Genomic DNA, 19,143 nt, shown 5'->3' with positions numbered 1-19,143 from the left:
TCGCCTCAATATCTGTCACCGTCCGTCTGAATCACCGTCCGTCTGAATCACCGTCCGTCTGAATCACTGTCCGTCTGAATCCTGGGCAATCACAATCTCGATCGGCTTGGTTTGATCCTGAGGAATCTCGATTTCTAGGCCGCTGGTGTAATAATCCGCGTACCGACGCGGCACCGTATTGCCATGCGAATGGGCTTCTTTGGCCAAGTCTTCGGTCATCACGATTTGCACGACGACGATCTCGTAGGACCCGGCGGGCAAGCCGATCTCCTCATCCTGATTGGCTGGATGAAAGCTGCCATCGATTGCGATCCGGCTGGCATAACGTTGCTTGTCGCTTAAGCTGCGGAATTCAATGCTTCCAGAGGTCACCGGGGTTCCGTCTGCAAACCTCACCAATCCCTCCGTCGGCCCCACAACGCCGCCACAACCAACGACAGTCAAGAGAACGATCGCAACGGCCAGGGCTAAGGCCGGTGTCGCGTTGAGATCACTCACGGCACCAGCTCGACGACGCGGGCATCGTGTCGGTTCGCCAACGCTCCGAGTACTGTCGTATCGATGTCAGGGCTATAGAATCGAACGCTCCCATCGACATGAGCAAAATGAACTCCACCTGGATGCCAGCTTCCAAAGGAAAACATGTCGGCCAGCAAATCACTCGGACCATTGGCCAGACGCAACCCCGGACCTGCTAGTCGGCAAGACGCGGGCAAGTGGTCTCCGTCGTAGGCAGGCGAGTCGAAAGGAAACTTTTCGAGTTGGGCCGTAGGAACGAACTTTTCTCCGAACAGAAACGTGTTCGATGTTCCGTCGCTGACAGACGCCATGCGAATCCGATCCGATGGACTGATGGCTTCTCCATTCTTGCAGTTCGGCCGAACACTGATGATGACACCCGTTCCGTTGCCTCCAAAATAGAAGTCTGTCGGGTCTCCCGTGGCTCCGGGTGTTAAATCGCCATGGTTTCCGGCGTAGTCGCAAAGAGCACCGAAAACATCGAGGGAAACATCGACCGGGCGAGGCGGAATGGGGCAACCACAGGGCAAACGTCCGCCGCCGCCCATCACCGTGGTTCGCAAATTGCGAGAGCCGACCGGACTTGTTCCGCTGCGTCGCGAGGGACACAAAAAGATGTCGGGTACGACCATTCGCACCTCGGCGGGATGCTCATGCCAGGGCTTGGAAAACTCCCACTGATCGCCCAACGAGACTTGTTCGATGTAGGGCATCACCCGCGCCAGCCAAGTCGGCGTTTCCAATCCGCACTTGTCCGCAGGAGCCGCGTCGGGCCGCGATTCATAACGCGCTGGCGGAAAATAATTGAACGCATCATGATGCATCTGCGTCGCCAACGCCAACTGGCGGACTCGATTCGAGCAATCAGTCCGTCTGACAGCTTCCCGCGCAGCTTGAACCCCCGGCAGCAGCAACGCAACCAAGATTCCAATGATAGCGATGACCACAAGCAGCTCGATGAGAGTAAAACCGAGCCTTCTCACTGACGATTTCATTTTTTTGGTCCAGAGCTTCTTGGTCTGAAGAATTCCGGTCCGACCGCGGGCCAGTATACTTCACGGACCCACGCTGTGTCGAATGCCGAGTCGTCCTATCGGAAACTTCGTACCCACCGCGAATTGGTCGCGATGATGCCCTGAACCACCTTCTTGACCTCGTCAGGTTCAAAGGGATCGTGCTCCAGCTCATGCTCCAACAATTCCAGTTTTTTGCGGATCAGGTAGCCCTGCATGCGTTGGTACGGGCGAACTTGGCCGGTACGAATGAAGGTGCCGACCTCCAGTCGACGGCTCCAGTCCTCCCAGACCGGTAACCAAAACAAAGCATGATCGATCTGCCCGCTGTTGGCCGCGGAGAGACACTCTGCCCGAGCAAGGCGGATTTCCTCCAAACACTCACTCGGATGCGGGTAATAGGCAAAACAAGCAACAACGCTCAGCACGACCAACCCCAACAGCATCGTGGCACCGATCACATTCGGAGGGACCACGATATCAAGGCCCTTGCGCGGCGGAGCATCTTCGGCACTCAGTGAAGAGGCAAACGAACTCGCGGTCGCGGTCTTGACCAACCATGCCTCATCAATCCCCCGAAATCGAAACCACAAACCGACGGCAGCAACGAACGCCAGGGCAATGAGCGAGACGATAACGCTGACATCCAAGTCCTTGCCAACTGTCTCAATGACGGTTCCCAGACTGAGCGAATGATAAGCCGACAATGGGTTTGCGTAGATGTCAAACGCATGCGTGTGCCCGGCCGGTTCCACGCCCGGCGGCACCAAAGGCTTGTTGATCGCATAGGACAACCCCAGAACAATCACAATGAGTGACACGAACCACATCGACGCGGCTTTCCATCCGTAATAGCGCCCGAAATAGATCGGCGTGGCGAGGTTCATTCCTGCCCCCAAGATCAGGAGCGTGAACGACGCGCCGGGTGAGTTGGCATGTTGAAACATCATTCCCATTTGACTCATCGCCAACATCGGCGTCGCATAGACCGGCACCGCTACCAGCAGCATCTTCAGCGGTGCCCACCAGTCGTCCCGTTCCACCTCGTGTTGCATCGCACCAAACGGCAACACGGCAGCGAGAACTGCCAAGCCGGACAACGCGACCATCGCAATGAGCAATACTTTGCCAGTGGACTCGCGAGTGAAATGAACAAGCATGGCATACACACGTCTCATGCCGATCAATTGGTCCGATGCTTCATCGTCGGAACGCTCGGCGGAATCGACCGACTCATGACGCTGTTGAAAAAGGGGTCTGACCCTCTCCGACTTCTCGACTTCCTCACGATTCAGCGAGGTCTCCAAAGGGTCAGACCCCTTTTTCAACACGACCGACTCAACACGTTTGGCAAAAGCATCCCAGAAAAGACCCAATGCCGTCACCACGATTAACGATCCCAACGCGAACAGCATGATCACCAGTGGTCGACTGAGTGTCAGCCCGTACAACAAGGACAATGGATTGAACAGCGGCGCCGACAATGCGAATGCCGACATCGCACCAGGTTTTACCTTGGCTCGCCGCATCTCAAATAGAATCGGCAACACTCCGATCGAACAGACGGGCAGTAGCATGCCGATCAACCAAGACTGCGGCAATGAACGCAGCGAATCACCGCCAAACAATCGCCTCGTCCCTCGGTGCCCAAGGTAGTAACGTATGATCGATGCGATCAGCAGCCCGACCAGCAACGTCGGCGCGGCTTGGCAAAATCCTTGTACGACGCGAATCAGTCCGCCAAGCAGAATCACCGAAATGGACTGACTCATCACTTGCCTCTCACCAGGTTTGGAAGATGTTCCGGGATCTTTGTGACAGCAGCATCAATGGACGTGCAAAGGGACTCCAACTGCTCGCGGTCGTCGTTACTGAGCTTTCCTTTCGAGACCGCCAATTTCGATGACAATGACTTAGCGGCTTTGTAGAGAGGCAACCAATCGGCTTCCGGGAGATTCGTGTCCGCGGCGACTTCCGGCACCCAACTAACGATGTCAGCGATTTCAGCCGCAGGATCCTGCTCGTGATCTTCGTGCCCATGATTTCCATGCTCCTGGTCTGGGAGTCCATTCTGCAACCAGTCGAGACGCTCACGGATTTTGGTAGCGGCATCTGCCAAGTCGTCCGGCCAATGCGCCGCAATCTCGTGGTCGTCTTCGAAATGCGATGCCTTGGGCGCGGAATCCGACGAACCACAACCGGCGAGAAGCAAGACGAAGAATCCGATAATGACTCTTTTCATCATTTGTACTCCGGTGCAGCAACGGTACTCATGATCCGGTTGATCACGTTATCCACGGATTCACCTCGAGTCAGCAAGCGAACAGAGAGAACGGGATGTGCCACATCGGCCACATCGGTCGGCGTAACGAAATCTCGCCCCTTGAGCATCGCCCACGCCTGCGCGATCGCTTGCCAACTCATCATTCCGCGAGGGCTGACGCCGAGTTCGACGGCTTCGTCCGCGCGACCGGCCTCCACCAGATCGATCAGATAATCCGCCACGCGAGGATGAACGTGCACAGACTGAGCGGTCCGCTGTAGCTGCTGCAGGTCGGCGAGGGAAAGCGGTGATTGTGTGATGGCACGCTCGTCGCTGGCAACGGTCCAGTCGCGAACCTCGCGTTGCAGGATTCGTCGCTGGGCCTCGCGATCGGGATAGCCGATCCGCAGCTTGATCGCGAATCGATCAAGCTGGGCTTCAGGCAACGGGTAGGCACCATGCGAATCGATCGGGTTCTGAGTCGCAATCACAAAGAATGTCGGCGACAGCGATTGAGCTTCACCGTCGATCGTGACTTGTCGCTCCGCCATGGCCTCCAACAAAGCGCTTTGAGTTCTTGGTGTCGTGCGATTCAACTCGTCAGCCAATAGCACATCGGCGAACACCGGGCCCGGATGAAACTCAAACTCGCGAGTCTTCTGATTGAACATGCTGAAGCCCGTGATGTCTGCGGGCATCAGATCGGGCGTGCACTGCACGCGCGCCAGCCGCCCGTGAATCCCATCGGCGATCGCCTTGGCCAGCGTTGTCTTTCCCGTCCCCGGCAAATCATCCAACAACAAATGACCGCGAGACAACAGACACGCGATGACTAAATCGATTTGCTGCTCTTTGCCCAGCAGCACGCCGCGCAAATATTCCCGAAGCGAGGAAACGTCGGGTGGCGAGGCGGAAGCGGTGAATTCATTCTCGGTGATCAAGTTCATGACGTCGCCTCATTAGGACTGAGCGGAAAATAAGTGTCTGCCCCCTTTTGCCGGGAACCGGCCCCTCGGGTGCTTTGCACAAAAGGGGTCAGACACTTTTTTCTCGCACGTTCCTTGGTCAATGCGGTGATGGTTCGTAGACGAAGCAGATCGACCAACTCGGTCGCTCCCTGAAAGGACACCGCATTGCCGTGGCCAAAAACCAAAGCGTCTGCGACGTCCGTGAATCGCTCAGCGGCACTGGCAAGCCTGGCGTCCGTGGCGGTGAGTTGCTGCAGCCAAGCTCGCTGCGTTTTTCCTGGCGGGCGGCGGTGGCCAGCCATGCGTGCTCGCGTTTCGATGATTCGAATTGCTAAACGGATTCGATGTCGTGGGCGCAGCCAACCTGCCAATGACCACATCGCAGTCAGCAACCAGTCCATCCACACCTGTCGCGTCACGTAGCCCGCTGCGACGACCAACATCCCACCAGCGAATGAGGGCCAATGCGCGGCGGCAAAGCGTCGAGCGGTCAATCCCCATGACGGTTGGTAATGTGGTTGCTCGTAACCAGGCGTCGGTTCGATTTCAAACCAACGCCCGTCGTCCAGTTGCACTTCCGCCCAGACGTGAACGTCTTCTGCCAACACCGATGAATGACCTGCGGCGATATTGAACGCATCGTCGCGAACATAGAAACCCGTTGCCAAACGTGACGGCAAGCCGATTTCGCGAGCCATCAATGCCGCCGTCGTCGCGAAAAGATGATCGCCGCCACGCCGCGATTGGAGGAACTCGGGCAGCGAAGTCGCGATACTCTCGCCATTGCGATCGAACGTGAATTCGTGGCGTAATTTTTCGACACAAGCAGTCAGTTGGTCGGCGGGTACACGGTGGCCCGCGATCGCGGTGCGAACCAGTTCTGAAATCACGTTCCGTGTGGATTCGTCAAGAAACTCGCATGACGCAAGTGAGGCACCTTTCGCTGGTTTCACAACGAGATTGTCACGTATGTCATCCTCTTTCAAACCAACACCGGCCACGTGGATCACGGTCAAGGGCGGCACCTTTTCGCGTCCGGGCATGAAAAAGCTGCCGTCTTTCTCGATGCCAAAGAAGTCTTGTCGGTCGACCGCCTTGATGTGAATACCCGCCGTCAGCATCGGGACTGGCAGTCGTTGCGATTGAAGCCTGATGACCTTTAACAGACCGACCGTCGCGGCATCCGGACTGCGATCCAGGACACCACGCATGAATGGTTCAAAGAACCAGTGGTTGCCGCTCACGTCGACGCGAACGAGCTTGTCTTGTTTCAAATCTGCGGACTGGCTCCAGTCTCGCCCATCGAACGTGTCATAACGTTGCATGGCCAACCGGATGCCCGTGGGGCCATCCCACTGAACAATACTGGCATCTTTCGCATCCGCAAAATGGTGATGCTTTGGAGGAGGCATCCGCTCGGTCGAGAACGTTCCACCGCCTTGTTCGCTCTTCGCCGCTTGCTCGTGCATAGGAATGACGTTTTCATTCCCCATGGCTTGCCGCCGCTCCCACTTGTTCTTTTTGATGGCGTCGCCGATCGCGTCGTTGACCATGTCGAACAACGTCGACTCAGTTGATTCCAGAAAAATATCTGAATCCACGGCGCCGAATGACTCGGCATGATCCTTGGCGGCGATCGCGAAATTGCCAGTCCCGACTCCACTGCGTGCTGCCGGGTCCGACCATGCACTGCCGCCACTGGTCGGCATCAAACCGGCCAATCGCCTGGATGCGCCGACGTGATCCTTCACCGCATAGCCTCCAGCAAGCAAGACCACTAACGTGACGATCAGAAGACCTGGTCTCAGCGACCACGTGCGTTCGACAGAAGCAGGCATTGCCAAGTCGAGACGCTCCCAGTGGTTGGCGATCAAGTGCCAAACACAGCCGAGCATCCAAATGATCGGCAACAACGCGGCGTTCGGACTGTCTGAGATCGAAGCGCTAAAGAGCACCAGGAATCCGCTGATGATCAGGGACAGCGATCGCGTGCGATGGCTTGTTGCCGAAACCGCCACGGCAAGCGAGACGGCACCGAATGTCGTCAGTGCCGACATTTCAAACGCAATCGGAGAGCCATGCCTCCGCGCAAGGAATGCGAACAACACTGGCGTCAGGCTCAGCAGCAATGTCGCCAGATTGGCCACCCGTTTGGCGCGGCCGGATCGATCCCCGAACACTCTGGCGGTTTCTGCAGCGATCAAGGCAACGCACAGGGTGACCATTTCACCAAGAAACCAACTCCGCGATTCCACATGAAAGCGAAGTGGAATCACTGAGGCAATTGCCACCAGCGACAGCAGAATGACTTCTGTTCTTCTACGCGACCAAGTTGGCATCTCGCACCTCCGTCCAAAACGAAAGGAGTTGACTTGCCAAGTCTTGGTCGCGACGTAGCACTCGGTGTGTATGCAAACTGTCCGACCGTAGATTCTCAGACGGATCGGAAATGCAAGCAGTGATGTCGCCCCGATGATTGGACGAGATAGTGATTGCGGCACGCAGCCGCGACGGATGGGAAAGCTCACTATCAGCAATCCCATTTGCCGGGATCTCAGCCAATGCGTCCAGCATCTGCGTCAAACCATCCCAGCCTCGACGCACATGCAAGCATCGTTTGCCAATGTGCACTCGCAGTGGCACGGTCGATTGATGCAGGTTCGCCAGCACGCTGGCGGCAACTCGAATCCGATCCGAGAGTTGATCCTGATGAGACGTCCAACCGACGTCGACCAAGACATCCACATCGGGGCACTGAGGTCCGCTTCTCTGGGTAACCACCAGATCGCCGGTTTTCGCGGTCGCCACCCAGTTCACCTGACGCATGCAGTCACCCTGGCGGTACTCGCGCACGCCGAGGAATTCACCGGCTCGACCAACGCGGTTGCCTTCTCCCGCCTCCGCAGCACGCCGTCCGACCATCGCCGTCTGCCCGGCAATCGGAAACACCTTCGGCCAAACCGTGACACGCGAAACATCCTTGAGCTTCCGTCTGGCAGTCCAAATGCCGAACGGAAACGAACACGTGATCACGGCATCACCATCGGGATAGCGACCTCGCAACTCAGGCCGGACTGTAAATCGAAAGGTTGCGGTCGAAAAACCTTTTACGAACGCTAACGCAACCGTCGGGACGTTTGCCCCATCGGCCTCGCTCTTGCGATCCAAGAAACCTTCGATGGCCAAGCCCCAAACGGGGATGGGCAGCCGATTGCTTGTGGTCAGTCGCAGCTCACAAGGATCCCCTTCGTGTACCTGTGGCTTGTCGGAACTCAACGAACAACTCACTGCTCGAACAGCGATGGCTGGCCACGCAACCCCAACGGCCATCACCGCGGTCAGGGAGGCGGCCAGCGTCCAACCGATGGGCGCCAGATAGAGCCCAACCACCACGTTGATGATCGTTGCGAGAAAGAACCAGCCGATGGGTTCCTTTAGCCAATAAACAAAACGATTAGCCCAAGGGCAAAAATCTGTGGTCAGCAACCGCGCTGCCAAGTTCGTGCCCGTGGACGCGTCATGGACAATTGCCATGATGACGCACCTCCGGTACGGAATCTCATGAGTAGGGGGATATAGCGACGAGCCGATCAGACTCGTGGCGGTCCCCTCACCGAGATGCCCTGCCAGATGGAATCCTGCAGACACACGCGACCGAAAACATCAACCACCCGCGTCGGCGGTTCGTCGGCACTGACGTTGGACGTCGGAATACACAACGCCGAACTTCGCGAAATAAAGAAACTTTGGCAGATACTGCAGCGATCGGAATCGTGATCGCCCGGACAGGGATCTGGACAGCGATCCGGACATTCTTCATTGGCCAGATCATGCCCATGCGATTCCGAGCAATGCCGGTGCGATCCCGAATGCCCGTGCGAGTGATCGCACGTAGAATGATGGCGACTCTCTGATGCCGTGCATTTTGCAGCCGCGGACTCCAGTGCAGCAGATTGCACACAACACGAATTGGACGTCGCCACACAACCAACATGCATCCAACCGGCGACGTTGCCGATCAGCAACGCTGCGATGCTCAGGTAAGCACAGAGATGGCGAGAAACGTACAAGGTCTAGACCGTTCGCAGATTTCCAAGAGTCACGTGGATGCAATCAAGAATGATTGCGGCAATGGGTTGCGTTGCTGAATATTTCGGTCCGACCAAGGAACGTTTTGATTGTCGTTGTCCTTTTACGGGCGGTCAATAGCGACGGTTCACCGCTTGAAAGCAATCACGGAAACTTAACCGCAAAAGATTTTCTGCACTTGACGAACCGATGTCACCTGTCCATCGTATATCGAGCATCAAGTCCTTGGTCGGACCATTTTTAACCTCTGTTCTCTCGCCCCGAAAGTCTTCAATGACTTCGTTCGTCCGACCATTTGTCATCAGCCTGCTCTGCGGGATGGCCGTTTTCGGCCATGCTCCAGCGTGGTTGCATGTCGCCGGTTGCGACCACGAGAGCCATTCACAGGTTGCATCCGAATCTGTTCCCACCACATCGGTTTCTTGTCAGCATCACTGCTGCCATCACGCCGCGTCCGCAGTGGAAGACGCTGCGGAAGACGTAGCGGACAGCGGTCCCAGAAACTCGACCAGTGAGCATTCTGGCCATTCACACGACGGCCATGATTCCGGCTCCTGTATGATCTGTCAGTCGCTCGGCATGCCCAACGGCATTGCTTGGCAACTGGATTCGCCTACGATCCATCACGACAGCGTTGAGCGGATCGGCATTTCTGGTGTTCTTGCTCCTGAATCGACATCTCTTTCGATTCCACAGCCCCGAGGTCCGCCTACGCCACTGGCGTAGTGTCTCCCCGCCTTGATGTGATTGATGCGTACCTGAACGGGTGCGCAACGATCGCTGCCTGGACTTTGCAAACCAACACGTCCCGCCGCGTGCGGTGCAGTTGGTCAACGGTCCGACCAAACCCGATCGGCTGTGCCGGCGCGGTGGGGCACCTTTAAAAGAACAGCACGTAGTGGACGAGGTCACGAGTCCCATTGCGTTCCGAGGACGAGGTCACGAGTCCCACAACGTAGGGCTCGTTCTGACGGGACTCGTCACCTCGTCCACTACAGAAAAAAACAACGCGTGCGGACTGTTCGTCGCCGCCGCACGCGCCTGCATTGGTCATGCGGAACCTTTGGTCAGGCGGCAACACATTTCCCTGTAACTCGTTTTCTCGAAAGGAAAACAAACATGCGTAAGATGCTTCGTAACAAGAAGGGTCAAGGTCTGGTTGAATACGGTTTGATCATCGCCGGTGTGGCATTGATCTGTGCCGCAGCCGTTTCGGTATTCGGTCACAAGACCAGCGATTTGATCTCAGCCGTAGCAACCATCCTGCCAGGTGCCCACGCCGATGACAACGGTCCGATCACCAGCGGCAAGCTGATCGAAACCACTGGTGCCGACACTGGGGCGATCGCTTTGGACGCCGCAACGATCTTTACCAATTCTGACACCGGTCGTTTGGATGCAAACGTCTTGGGTGCGGACGGTACGGCGCAAGACGGCTTCGGCGGTTTGATCCTCGAACCGTAAGCTTGATTAGAAACGCACGGAAGTATCGACCACCCATGGCGACTCCACCCGCCATGGGTGGTTTTTGTATCTGTTCTTTTGCGACCAATCTCTCAAACTCGTCATGCTCCCAGTCATCGCATCGATCGTATTGCTGCTGCTCGCCACGGCGACCGTTTGCGACCTTCGCACTCGCGAGATTCCTGATTGGATTTCCGTTGCGATTGGCGTCATCGCAGTGGTCGTGTCGCTGATGGGGTGGTGGGATTTAGAAATACTGTGGGTGATCGTCGGTGGATTGCTGGGATTGCTCGTCGGTTTGGGTCTGTTTCGCTTCGCACACCTCGGAGGTGGAGATGCAAAACTGATCATCTCGCTGGGTCTGCTCGTCGGTCCGGTCGGACTGCTGATCGTGCTGTTCGGGATGGCCATCGCCGGTGGCGTGCTGTCCGTGATCGCGATGGTTCGCGGGCAAAAGGATCTCGCCTACGGCCCGGCGATTTTGGCCGGGTTTGTCGGCTACCTTGGTTTGGTGTCTCAGATATGAACAAACCTGCAATTCGCCGTGGTCAATCGCTCGTCGAGTTTGCCGTCGTGGCACTTGTCCTGTACATGTTGCTCGCCGCGATCTTGACGTTCGGTCACGCGTTGTACGTTGCGCAAGGTTTGCAAGGAGCGGTGGATTTGGCGGCGCGGGAGATTTCGCGAACACCGCTTCCCGCAGTGACCACGTTTGAGGCAGTGCTGAACGACGGATCCCTTGACGACGTGTACCAAAACGATTTGCTGGTTTTTGATCTCGACACACTCGGTGGGCAATCGTTCTTTGAAGACATCGTTCCCGACTGGCCTCCGGTGAACCAACAATTGGCAGCGGTGATGATTGTCGACCGACCCGACTTCGATGGCGATGGAACGCCCGATGCCAATTTGATTCGGTATCCGGGTGCGCTACTGAGTGATCCTTCGACGCCGACGGGTTTCACCGTTGGCATTCCACTCGTGACGGGACGCGACGCAACGGGAACGGAAACGATCCGTTGGGTGCCTGTTGTCGAAGAAATCGAGAACGACGCGAACCAGGATCCCTTCAGCGTCGACTCCCCACAACAAGGCATCGTCGCACTGCGAATCAACTACCCGTTTCAGTCCGCGTCGATGAGTAGCTTTCAACCCAACGTTGCAGGGCCATTTGAACCGACGGTCGGTACTCGCAATGTGGCCAGCGACGACAGCGTGAACGAAACCAACGCGGGTGATCGTCCCGGTGGCTTGATTGGACAACCGCTTCTCGCTGGAGAAAATTTTGCGGGAACATACGGCGGGCAGTACGGTTTGGGTGCGCAAGGGGCGTTTGGTCAAACCGTCCGTCCATTTCGCCGGGTCATCTCCGCGCAGGCCATTTATCGACGCGAAGTATTTGCAAACTGACTCAAACAAAGGGTTGCAGGGATGTGATTCAAACACGAGACACGGAGGCATCAATCAACAATAACGATTCAAGAACATGCCACCACGAAACTACCGCAACTCATCTCGACGCTCGCGAACACCCACGCTCATTTTGGGCGGACTCGGCTTGTTCGCGTTGATGTCCGTCGGCATCGTCGGCACCCTGTGGCTGGCCGGTGTGCCACTGAACCCGTTTGCTGTTCGCAAACCGGTTGAAAATCCGTTCATGGTTCGCATTCCGATCAACTCGCAGCCGATACCCGCATACACTCGCGTCGATCGTAAGCAATTGATGAACCCAACCAGCGGCGGGTTGATGTATCAGAAGCTGCCGCCTGGGGCCGCTGTCGGCATGGCGATCGTCGGTGTCGATCAAAACGGTTCGCACGTCGAAAGTCGTGTCGAGTCGATTAAGAACGATAACGATGAGGTGGTGTTTGTAGTCACTGATGGAGCCGAAGTGCGTCAGGGGCAAACGTTCTCGTTGGGCGGTGCGATCATGAACATCAATGCGATCATCGGTCGCGTTGTCAAAGCCGATAAGCGAGCTGGTTTAGGTTTTCAGGAAAGCACATTCTTCCCGCCAGGCACACCCGAAGGACTCGCCGGTGCAACGCCGCAAGGCATGAGAGCGATCACGCTGGACGCGACTCGCTTGACTGGCGTTCATTCACTCGGTGCGGGCGATCTGATCGACTTGCTCGCCAGCATTCCAGTATCGGGCGACGGCGATCAATCGTCTGCTGCGGTCAGCGAAGTGGAACTGCTTGCACAAAACGCCAAGGTGCTGCGTCCGGTTTACGTTCGCAATGAGGTCTCGTCTTCGGCGTCGCTGATGAACGGAAAGACGATGCAAAACACTCCGAAATACGAAGTCGCGATCGCTGTCGCCGCCGATGATGTGATACCACTACAAAACGCACTCAATCAAGAACTGCCGATCACCTGTGTCGCTCATTCGATGAAACCCATCAGCGATGACGAAACGAATTTGGTTGCTAGTTCCTCCGATGAAATTCGTGTTCCTGTGACGGTACGACCGATTCTGGCGTATCAAGTCGTCTCTCGGGAAGCCTTCGTCAGTCCCGCAACACGCTCGATCAAAACGGTCACGATCTCCAAGCTGGAAGCCGACCGAATGAACGTTATCAGTTCGATCGGCGATGCACTCGGTGCGATCACGCGGCAAGACATTCCTGCCGGTCGCTATCTTCGCCACGAAGATTTGCTGAAAGGCCCACCGAAGAAACAGGACGACGACGAAGTGTCCCTGGAAGCCGTCAACCACCGGACGAGTTTCTCTGCCGATGGCAAACGATTCGTTTCGATGCTTCAAACCGAGGCAGCCGAGACGGCTCCGTCGGCTACCGCTGTTGGCGATCGCCCGGCAATCACGACGTTCATTCCGCCTGGACGAACCGCGTTCTCGATTCCGTTGAATCGAATCTTTGGTGCCGAACACTTACAAATCGGCGACACGATCGATTTGTTGGCGAGTTATTCGCTGGAGCGACTGCGTGACGAAGAGGAAACCGAAACACGGCCCGACGGCACCGTGATCGTTCGCAAGTCTGAATCGTTGACGCCGCGAACGACCCAGCGCAGTTGGGAAGAAACCTTCGGTAATCGCGCCGAGCCCTGGTTCGTCGCGTCCGATGCCATCGTTGTCGCTCCCGTCGGATTCCCTGCCCCCGCCGCAGCTCTGCGGGCGATCCAGTCGCCTGCCGCGCAGCCAAACAACGACAATGGGTTCACGGGACCGTCGGTCATCATCGCCGTCGCCGATCAAGACGTTGAACCTTTCGCCACGGCGATGGCCTCGCGCGACGCCTTGTTCACCGTCGCGTTCCACGCCGCCGAATCTCAGTCGACATCACCACGACGAAAGACCATTGCCATCGCACCGGAAACCATCGCCGCCTATTCCGAGCTAAGCGAAACGGCTTGGAAAGGCAATCGCCGTGACATCACGACGCGCAGCGTTTCAACATCCGACCCTCAGTTTGCCCAAGCGTTAGCGTTGCCAGAGTTGCAAGCTCTCTACGGTCGCGTGCTCAAACGCGACAAGGCTCGCGGCGACTTCTTTACCGCCGATGATTTCTTACCTGAGGGAACGGCCAGCGGGATCGCCGCGACGGCGCGAGTCGGGTTCACTCTCTTGCCGATCGCCAACGCTGAAATCGAGGGCTTGGATTCATTCGAATCAGGCGATCACGTTTCAATCCTTATACGTGGCGTCGTCAAGTCGTTGGCAACACGAAAGATCACCGCAGAGGGCGGCGTGGCGACCTCAGCCGTCGTCGCGCCGATGGTGCGTATTGCTCGCGGCAGTGTCGCCGGACAAACGGTATTGGAAGTTCGAAACGAAGATCTGACGCGGTTGCAAGCCGCCATTGCCCGATCATTGACTGCTCGTGATGAACTCAAAAACCGCTCGCATCTGGTCGCCGTTGGTATTGAGCGACGAAATGAAGATTCGATCGTTGCTGGAAACGGTGAAATCCCCTCCTTCGACCCGTTTGCAAACGTCAAGACAACGGAAGTCATCATCGGTGGCCAGCGATCGGTCGAAGTTTATGGGGGAGGCGGGTTGTGAGTTTGTCCATCGAATTGTCACCTCCCCCAACGCAGTTGGGGGAGGTCGAGCGACGACGTGCAGGAGTCCGCGAGGGAGGGGGCATGCGATGCACCTCTGCGCAATCAGCACGCACCTTGGCACTCGGCCCCCTCCCGGAACTTACTTCGCTCGTTCCGGCCTCCCCCCGCTTCGCCCGGGGAGGTGACGGACGTGGCGGCTATGTCATGGTACTTGTTGCGATGATGCTGTTCGGACTCTTCGCGATGGCGGCACTCGTAATCGACTTGGGCTTTGCACGCCTCGCCCAGCGACAAATGCAATCTGCGGCCGACGCGGCCGCGCTCGAAGGCTTACGCGGTGAAGGGATTGTCGACTTCGAAGATCGCCAAGTCGCAGCCGAACCCTTCATTGCGTGGACGTTTGCCGATGACCTCAACTTGCCAATCGGCAATCCAAGTTCGGTGGATTTTGGAAACGCTGCTAGCTTCTCCGGTGGTGCCGGCGATCCGGGGTTGAATGCAAGTCAGTTGATGGCGGTCGATGCCAATCATTCTACAGATGTGCAACGGAGCTCCAGTCCAATCGCAAACAATCGATTTTCGGTCGCGGTCCAACGTGGGGGAGTCGTCGATGGCGATTTTGAACTGCTCGCTCACGGAGCTTCGGTACCTTATCTCTTTGCAAGAGGTTCGCTCATGGATCGAGGAAGAGTCGGCAATGGAATTGCGACAGGTGGTGTTGCGAGAGCCGAACCAAGACCTGCCGTGCGTGTTGGTCCACCGGTTTCAACGCTGCCTGGAGTTGTTCCAGTTGCTTTTGCCCTCGCCGATTGGGGAGCCTCACCGAGCAACCCCGTGACGATCACGTCAGACATTTCTCAGGGCTTGTCTATTGGTCAAGCCATCTCGGTTGGCGGCATGGTGGCTCCACCACCGGACGGATATTGCGTCATCTACGAACCGGTCACATCGCTCGTCGTCGGTTTCGGTTTGCTCGGACAGCCCGCCCCGGTCGAAGGTGTCGTCGCGAGCAGGAACGCAACCGCCAGTCTGCCAGCGGCCCGCGATACTTTGGCATTGCTCGACGCCACCCGGCGAAACGCGGTCTTGAACACCAATTCGTCATTGACGCATGCCTTGAACGCTCCCGTCTTGGTGAGGAACTGATTCATGTCGATCACCGCATCTGTTTTGATCCTTAGCACCGACGACAAGATTGTCTCAGAGGCCAAGCTCGCGTTCGATGGATTGGGCGAAGACACGCCTCGGTTTCGGTTAGTCAAGCAATCCAGTCATTTGTTCGAGGCACTGAGAACTCAGTCGATTTCGCTGGTACTGATCGAGTTCACCGAAAACCCGAAAGAACTGACAAACGTCGTTGGCCAGATTCGCTCCGCCTCGACTCAAACACGCGTCGCAGCAATCTTGCGTCCCGAAGGCTTTCCCGAAAGCGTCAATGAGTCTGCCGTATTGATCGAGGCGATGCGCTGCGGTGTGTGCGATTTCCTCAGGCGGCCACTTTCGACGGCTGATTTGTCGCGGTTAATGTCTCAAACGCCGCGTTCGAACCCAACTGGCTCATCAACGACGTCCAAGCCGCTCGGCCGCGTCGTTTCATTCATCAGCAATAAAGGCGGTGTCGGAAAATCGACGCTCTCGACCAATGCGGCCGTGGCGATTGCTCGTCGCGGCAAGCAGAGCGTTTTGTTGATCGACGGTTCGATTCAAATGGGCGTCGCAGCAGCCCTGCTGGATCTACAACCGACGGCAACGCTGACCGACCTAGCACGCGAGTCCGACCGACTCGATCCGACCATGATTCGCCAAACGGCGGCGGTCCACTCCAGCGGCCTGCACTTGTTGGCCGCACCTGCCGATGCCGTCGAAGCGATGGAGATAGACGATCTGCTGATCGCCCGTATCATCACGCTGGCTCGCCAAACCTACGACATCGTGATCGTCGACACGTTCCCGATGTTCGATCAAGTCGTGATCGCGGCGTTGGATTTAAGTGATCGCGTTTACGTGGTTTTGGAAAACGTGTTGCCGACGCTATTGGGTGGCGTGAAATTGCTCAACGTCCTGGAGCGGATCGGGTACCCGGCGGAGCGGCAGTCGGTGATCTTGAATCGACAACAAAGGGTCACGGGCAGCTTGTCGGTCGATGACGTGGCTGATCGGTTACAGCGAGACATTGACCATGTGCTGCCCTTTGACAAGCGGGTGATGGCGGCGGCCAATTGCGGAGTCCCCGTGGCGATGGCAACGATCCGATTCAGCGGTTTCAGTCGCGCCCTGGAAGACCTGGCCAGTGACGTGGCGGGACATCTTGATTCAACACAGTCGCGTGTTGCCTTGAACGAACAACCGCTCGTCACACCGGATCCGATTGCCGAGGAAACGCCGCTGTCATCTTCCCTGGGAGAGTTCGAGCGATGAGTTTCAATCAATCCACACCGCCAGACGAGAAGCCGTCGGCGCGAGAACTGTTCACACGAACGAGTCTACGTCTGCCTGGTGAGCGAATCCGCGCCGAGTCCTCGCGTCAATCGAGCAGGAGTTTTGCAAGTGCCTCGCCGGGGTCCCAAGCAGGCGGCAACGCATCGTTCGCTTCCGTCAAAGCCGCGATGCACACACAACTGCTGGAGGACCTGGACCGCCGCGATCGGATCACGGCGAGCGAAGATGAGTTGACAGATTTGGTCAAGGAATATGTCGCCGATGCACTGGCGACTCAAGATTGGCCGCTGAATGATTCGGAACGTCGACAATTGGTCGATGACCTGATCGAAGAAACGATCGGCGTCGGGCCGCTCGCCCCGCTGTTGGCCGATCCCGCCGTGACCGACATTCTGGTCAATGGCCCGTACACTGTTTTTGTCGAACGCTTTGGACAACTCGAAGCGACCGATGTTCGCTTTCGAGATGATGAACACTTGACTCGGATCATCGGCCGCATTGCTGCCCGCGTGGGACGACGAATCGATGAAAGCTCGCCCATGGTCGATGCCCGTTTGCCCGACGGCAGTCGCGTCAACGCGACGCTGCCACCGGTAACGATCGATGGCCCGACATTGTCGATTCGGCGTTTCGGCAGGCGGCGGTTGCGAAGTGATGACCTGATGCGTCTGGGGATGTTTTCGCCGGCGATGTTGGAATTCTTGCGTCTGGCGATTCGCGGTCGCATCAACATGATCGTGTCCGGCGGCACCGGTTCAGGTAAGTCGACGTTCCTGGGCGCGTTGGCCGAAGCCATTCCTGAAAACGAACGAATCATCACGATCGAAGATGCGGCGGAACTGCAACTTGATCAACGCCACGTCGTCCGAATGGAGACTCGGCCACCGAATATCGAGGGACAAGGCCGCATCGTGGCCCGCGATTTGGTTGTCAACGCCCTCCGTATGCGTCCGGATCGAATCATCGTCGGGGAAGTTCGTAGCGGCGAAGCACTGGACATGATGCAGGCGATGAATACGGGGCACGACGGTTCATTGACGACGATCCACGCCAATTCATCTCGTGATGCAATCTCCCGTTTAGAAACCATGGTCTTGATGGCAGGCATCGATTTGCCCGCTCGCGCCATTCGCGAACAAGCCGTCTCGGCGATCGACATCATCGTCCAAGTCAAACGATATGAAGACGGTGTTCGGCGAGTGCAGTCGATTTCTGAGTTGGTGGGCATGGAAGGCGATACGGCGCAGTTGCAAGAAATCTTTCGTTTTGTTTCGACGGGCAAAGCCAACCGTCGCATCACAGGTGATTTTGTCGCGACGGGAGTCGTCCCACGGGTGGCTGAACGTTTGCGTGAAAATCACGTTGCCGTTCCCATGCATTTGTTCCAGCCATCCAATGATTCGTCGAGCGCCGGCTCCGACCCTGCCGATGATCTTGACCACTCCGATCGGCGGCGATCATGGTAGTCGTCGGTGTCGTCGCGTTATGGGCGTTCATCGGATTGGTCGGCGTCGGCGGGTATCAGATTTACACCCGTCGCCAACGCACGCTTGAACGTTTTGCAGCCGCAACCCAAGAATGGTCGACCTCAGATACAACTGCGGGCGATCGGCCTGCCGACCAAATGCTCGGCCCAGACTCATCGGCTCGCCGGCTGACCCGCCGTTGGATTTGGCTGCCATGGGCGATCGGAGCGATCATCGCGTTGGTGGTTGCGATCGTTCTTCGCTGGCCGCTGCAGTATGTTTTGGCGATCGGTGCGGTGATTTCGTTATTGCTGAATCAATTCGAGAGTTTCCTGCATACGCGACATATCGCCAAGTTAGAACGGCAGCTCGCCGATGCGATCGACATCATGGTCGGGGCCGTCAGTGCCGGATCCGCGCTTGGGCCGGCAATGGACGCGGCAACGCTGGAAACCGACCGTCCATTGAAACCGTATCTCCAAGAAATCTCGGGACGGATTCGATTTGGCGATGATCCCGCATCGGTATTCCGCTCGCTTGCCGATCGTGTTCCCCTGGAGACGTTCTTGCTGTTCTCATCTTCGCTGGCCGTTCACTTTGAAGTCGGCGGGCGACTGGCGCCCACTTTGGCAACGGTTGGACGAACGATCCGTGATCGCATCGAGATCACACGGCGTATTCAATCCAACATCGCGCAATCTCAATTCAGCACCTTCGCGATTCTCGGATTGATCTATCTGATTGCTGTCATCGTATGGCGGAACGGACCCGAGCCGATGGTCCAGTTTGTGACCTCGACCGTTGGTAGTTGGTTCATCGCCGGTTCGATCATCATGCAAGCCGTTGGGATCGCATGGATGAATTTCATATCAAAGCCGAAGTTTTGATGGGTA

The 19,143-nt window shown here is 57.0% G+C and carries 17 protein-coding genes; 9 read left to right on the top strand and 8 right to left on the bottom strand.

Annotated elements, in window-relative coordinates; all coding sequences use genetic code 11:
- Positions 1–63: 63 nt before the first annotated feature.
- The 7 genes from Pla52nx_RS08130 to Pla52nx_RS08100 form a co-directional block, all read right to left on the bottom strand.
- Entirely contained in the window at positions 64–498 is a 435-nt protein-coding gene (locus Pla52nx_RS08130) for a carboxypeptidase regulatory-like domain-containing protein (RefSeq protein WP_231742423.1), read from the bottom strand.
- Positions 495–1,514, bottom strand: a complete 1,020-nt coding sequence (locus tag Pla52nx_RS08125; protein ID WP_146522536.1) for a DUF1559 domain-containing protein — start codon at positions 1,512–1,514, stop codon at positions 495–497. The genes Pla52nx_RS08130 and Pla52nx_RS08125 overlap by 4 nt, the downstream gene beginning before the upstream one ends.
- Before the next feature lie 95 nt (positions 1,515–1,609).
- Positions 1,610–3,304 carry a permease gene (locus tag Pla52nx_RS08120; RefSeq protein WP_146522535.1) on the bottom strand — a complete coding sequence of 565 codons (1,695 nt, stop codon included), beginning with the start codon at positions 3,302–3,304 and terminating at the stop codon, positions 1,610–1,612.
- On the bottom strand, positions 3,304–3,774 hold the full coding sequence (locus Pla52nx_RS08115) for a hypothetical protein (protein WP_146522534.1): 471 nt from the start codon (positions 3,772–3,774) through the stop codon (positions 3,304–3,306). Before Pla52nx_RS08115 ends, Pla52nx_RS08120 begins: the two co-directional genes overlap by 1 nt.
- Positions 3,774–4,742, bottom strand: a complete 969-nt coding sequence (locus Pla52nx_RS08110) for an AAA family ATPase (RefSeq protein ID WP_146522533.1) — start codon at positions 4,740–4,742, stop codon at positions 3,774–3,776. The genes Pla52nx_RS08115 and Pla52nx_RS08110 overlap by 1 nt, the downstream gene beginning before the upstream one ends.
- Complete coding sequence (locus tag Pla52nx_RS08105; protein WP_146522532.1) at positions 4,739–7,102, bottom strand: transglutaminase domain-containing protein; 2,364 nt, start codon at positions 7,100–7,102, stop codon at positions 4,739–4,741. Before Pla52nx_RS08105 ends, Pla52nx_RS08110 begins: the two co-directional genes overlap by 4 nt.
- Positions 7,083–8,297: a DUF58 domain-containing protein gene (locus Pla52nx_RS08100; protein ID WP_146522531.1), complete on the bottom strand. Its 1,215-nt coding sequence runs from the start codon at positions 8,295–8,297 to the stop codon at positions 7,083–7,085. The genes Pla52nx_RS08105 and Pla52nx_RS08100 overlap by 20 nt, the downstream gene beginning before the upstream one ends.
- An 828-nt stretch (positions 8,298–9,125) precedes the next feature.
- Here Pla52nx_RS08100 and Pla52nx_RS08095 point away from each other — a divergent pair.
- On the top strand, positions 9,126–9,578 hold the full coding sequence (locus Pla52nx_RS08095; protein WP_146522530.1) for a DUF2946 domain-containing protein: 453 nt from the start codon (positions 9,126–9,128) through the stop codon (positions 9,576–9,578).
- Positions 9,579–9,732: 154 nt separating this feature from the next.
- Here Pla52nx_RS08095 and Pla52nx_RS08090 read toward each other — a convergent pair whose 3' ends face one another.
- Entirely contained in the window at positions 9,733–9,906 is a 174-nt protein-coding gene (locus Pla52nx_RS08090; RefSeq protein ID WP_197454971.1) for a hypothetical protein, read from the bottom strand.
- A gap of 65 nt (positions 9,907–9,971) precedes the next feature.
- Between Pla52nx_RS08090 and Pla52nx_RS08085 the strand changes: the two genes are divergently transcribed.
- The 8 genes from Pla52nx_RS08085 (at position 9,972) to Pla52nx_RS08050 (ending at position 19,137) form a co-directional block, all read left to right on the top strand.
- Positions 9,972–10,316: a Flp family type IVb pilin gene (locus tag Pla52nx_RS08085; protein ID WP_231742420.1), complete on the top strand. Its 345-nt coding sequence runs from the start codon at positions 9,972–9,974 to the stop codon at positions 10,314–10,316.
- A gap of 103 nt (positions 10,317–10,419) precedes the next feature.
- The gene (locus tag Pla52nx_RS08080; RefSeq protein WP_146522529.1) at positions 10,420–10,842 is read left to right on the top strand and encodes a prepilin peptidase; all 423 of its coding nucleotides are present in this window, start codon (positions 10,420–10,422) and stop codon (positions 10,840–10,842) included.
- Positions 10,839–11,726 (top strand): TadE/TadG family type IV pilus assembly protein, encoded by an 888-nt coding sequence (locus Pla52nx_RS08075; RefSeq protein WP_146522528.1) that lies wholly within the window; start codon positions 10,839–10,841, stop codon positions 11,724–11,726. Before Pla52nx_RS08080 ends, Pla52nx_RS08075 begins: the two co-directional genes overlap by 4 nt.
- Positions 11,727–11,802: 76 nt before the next feature.
- Positions 11,803–14,343, top strand: coding sequence for a hypothetical protein (locus Pla52nx_RS08070; protein ID WP_146522527.1), 2,541 nt, complete (start codon positions 11,803–11,805; stop codon positions 14,341–14,343).
- 83 nt (positions 14,344–14,426) lie between these two features.
- On the top strand, positions 14,427–15,491 hold the full coding sequence (locus tag Pla52nx_RS08065) for a TadE/TadG family type IV pilus assembly protein (protein WP_231742416.1): 1,065 nt from the start codon (positions 14,427–14,429) through the stop codon (positions 15,489–15,491).
- Between the two features lie 3 nt (positions 15,492–15,494).
- Positions 15,495–16,763 (top strand): AAA family ATPase, encoded by a 1,269-nt coding sequence (locus Pla52nx_RS08060; protein WP_146522525.1) that lies wholly within the window; start codon positions 15,495–15,497, stop codon positions 16,761–16,763.
- Positions 16,760–18,250, top strand: coding sequence for a CpaF family protein (locus Pla52nx_RS08055; protein ID WP_146522524.1), 1,491 nt, complete (start codon positions 16,760–16,762; stop codon positions 18,248–18,250). The genes Pla52nx_RS08060 and Pla52nx_RS08055 overlap by 4 nt, the downstream gene beginning before the upstream one ends.
- Positions 18,244–19,137 carry a type II secretion system F family protein gene (locus Pla52nx_RS08050; RefSeq protein ID WP_146522523.1) on the top strand — a complete coding sequence of 298 codons (894 nt, stop codon included), beginning with the start codon at positions 18,244–18,246 and terminating at the stop codon, positions 19,135–19,137. The genes Pla52nx_RS08055 and Pla52nx_RS08050 overlap by 7 nt, the downstream gene beginning before the upstream one ends.
- The last annotated feature ends 6 nt before the right edge of the window (positions 19,138–19,143 follow it).

This window comes from Stieleria varia, assembly GCF_038443385.1.
Taxonomy (GTDB): Bacteria; Planctomycetota; Planctomycetia; order Pirellulales; family Pirellulaceae; genus Stieleria; species Stieleria varia.
The sequence above is the reverse complement of the archived record's forward strand: the minus strand, read 5'-3'. Positions and strand labels throughout refer to the sequence as shown.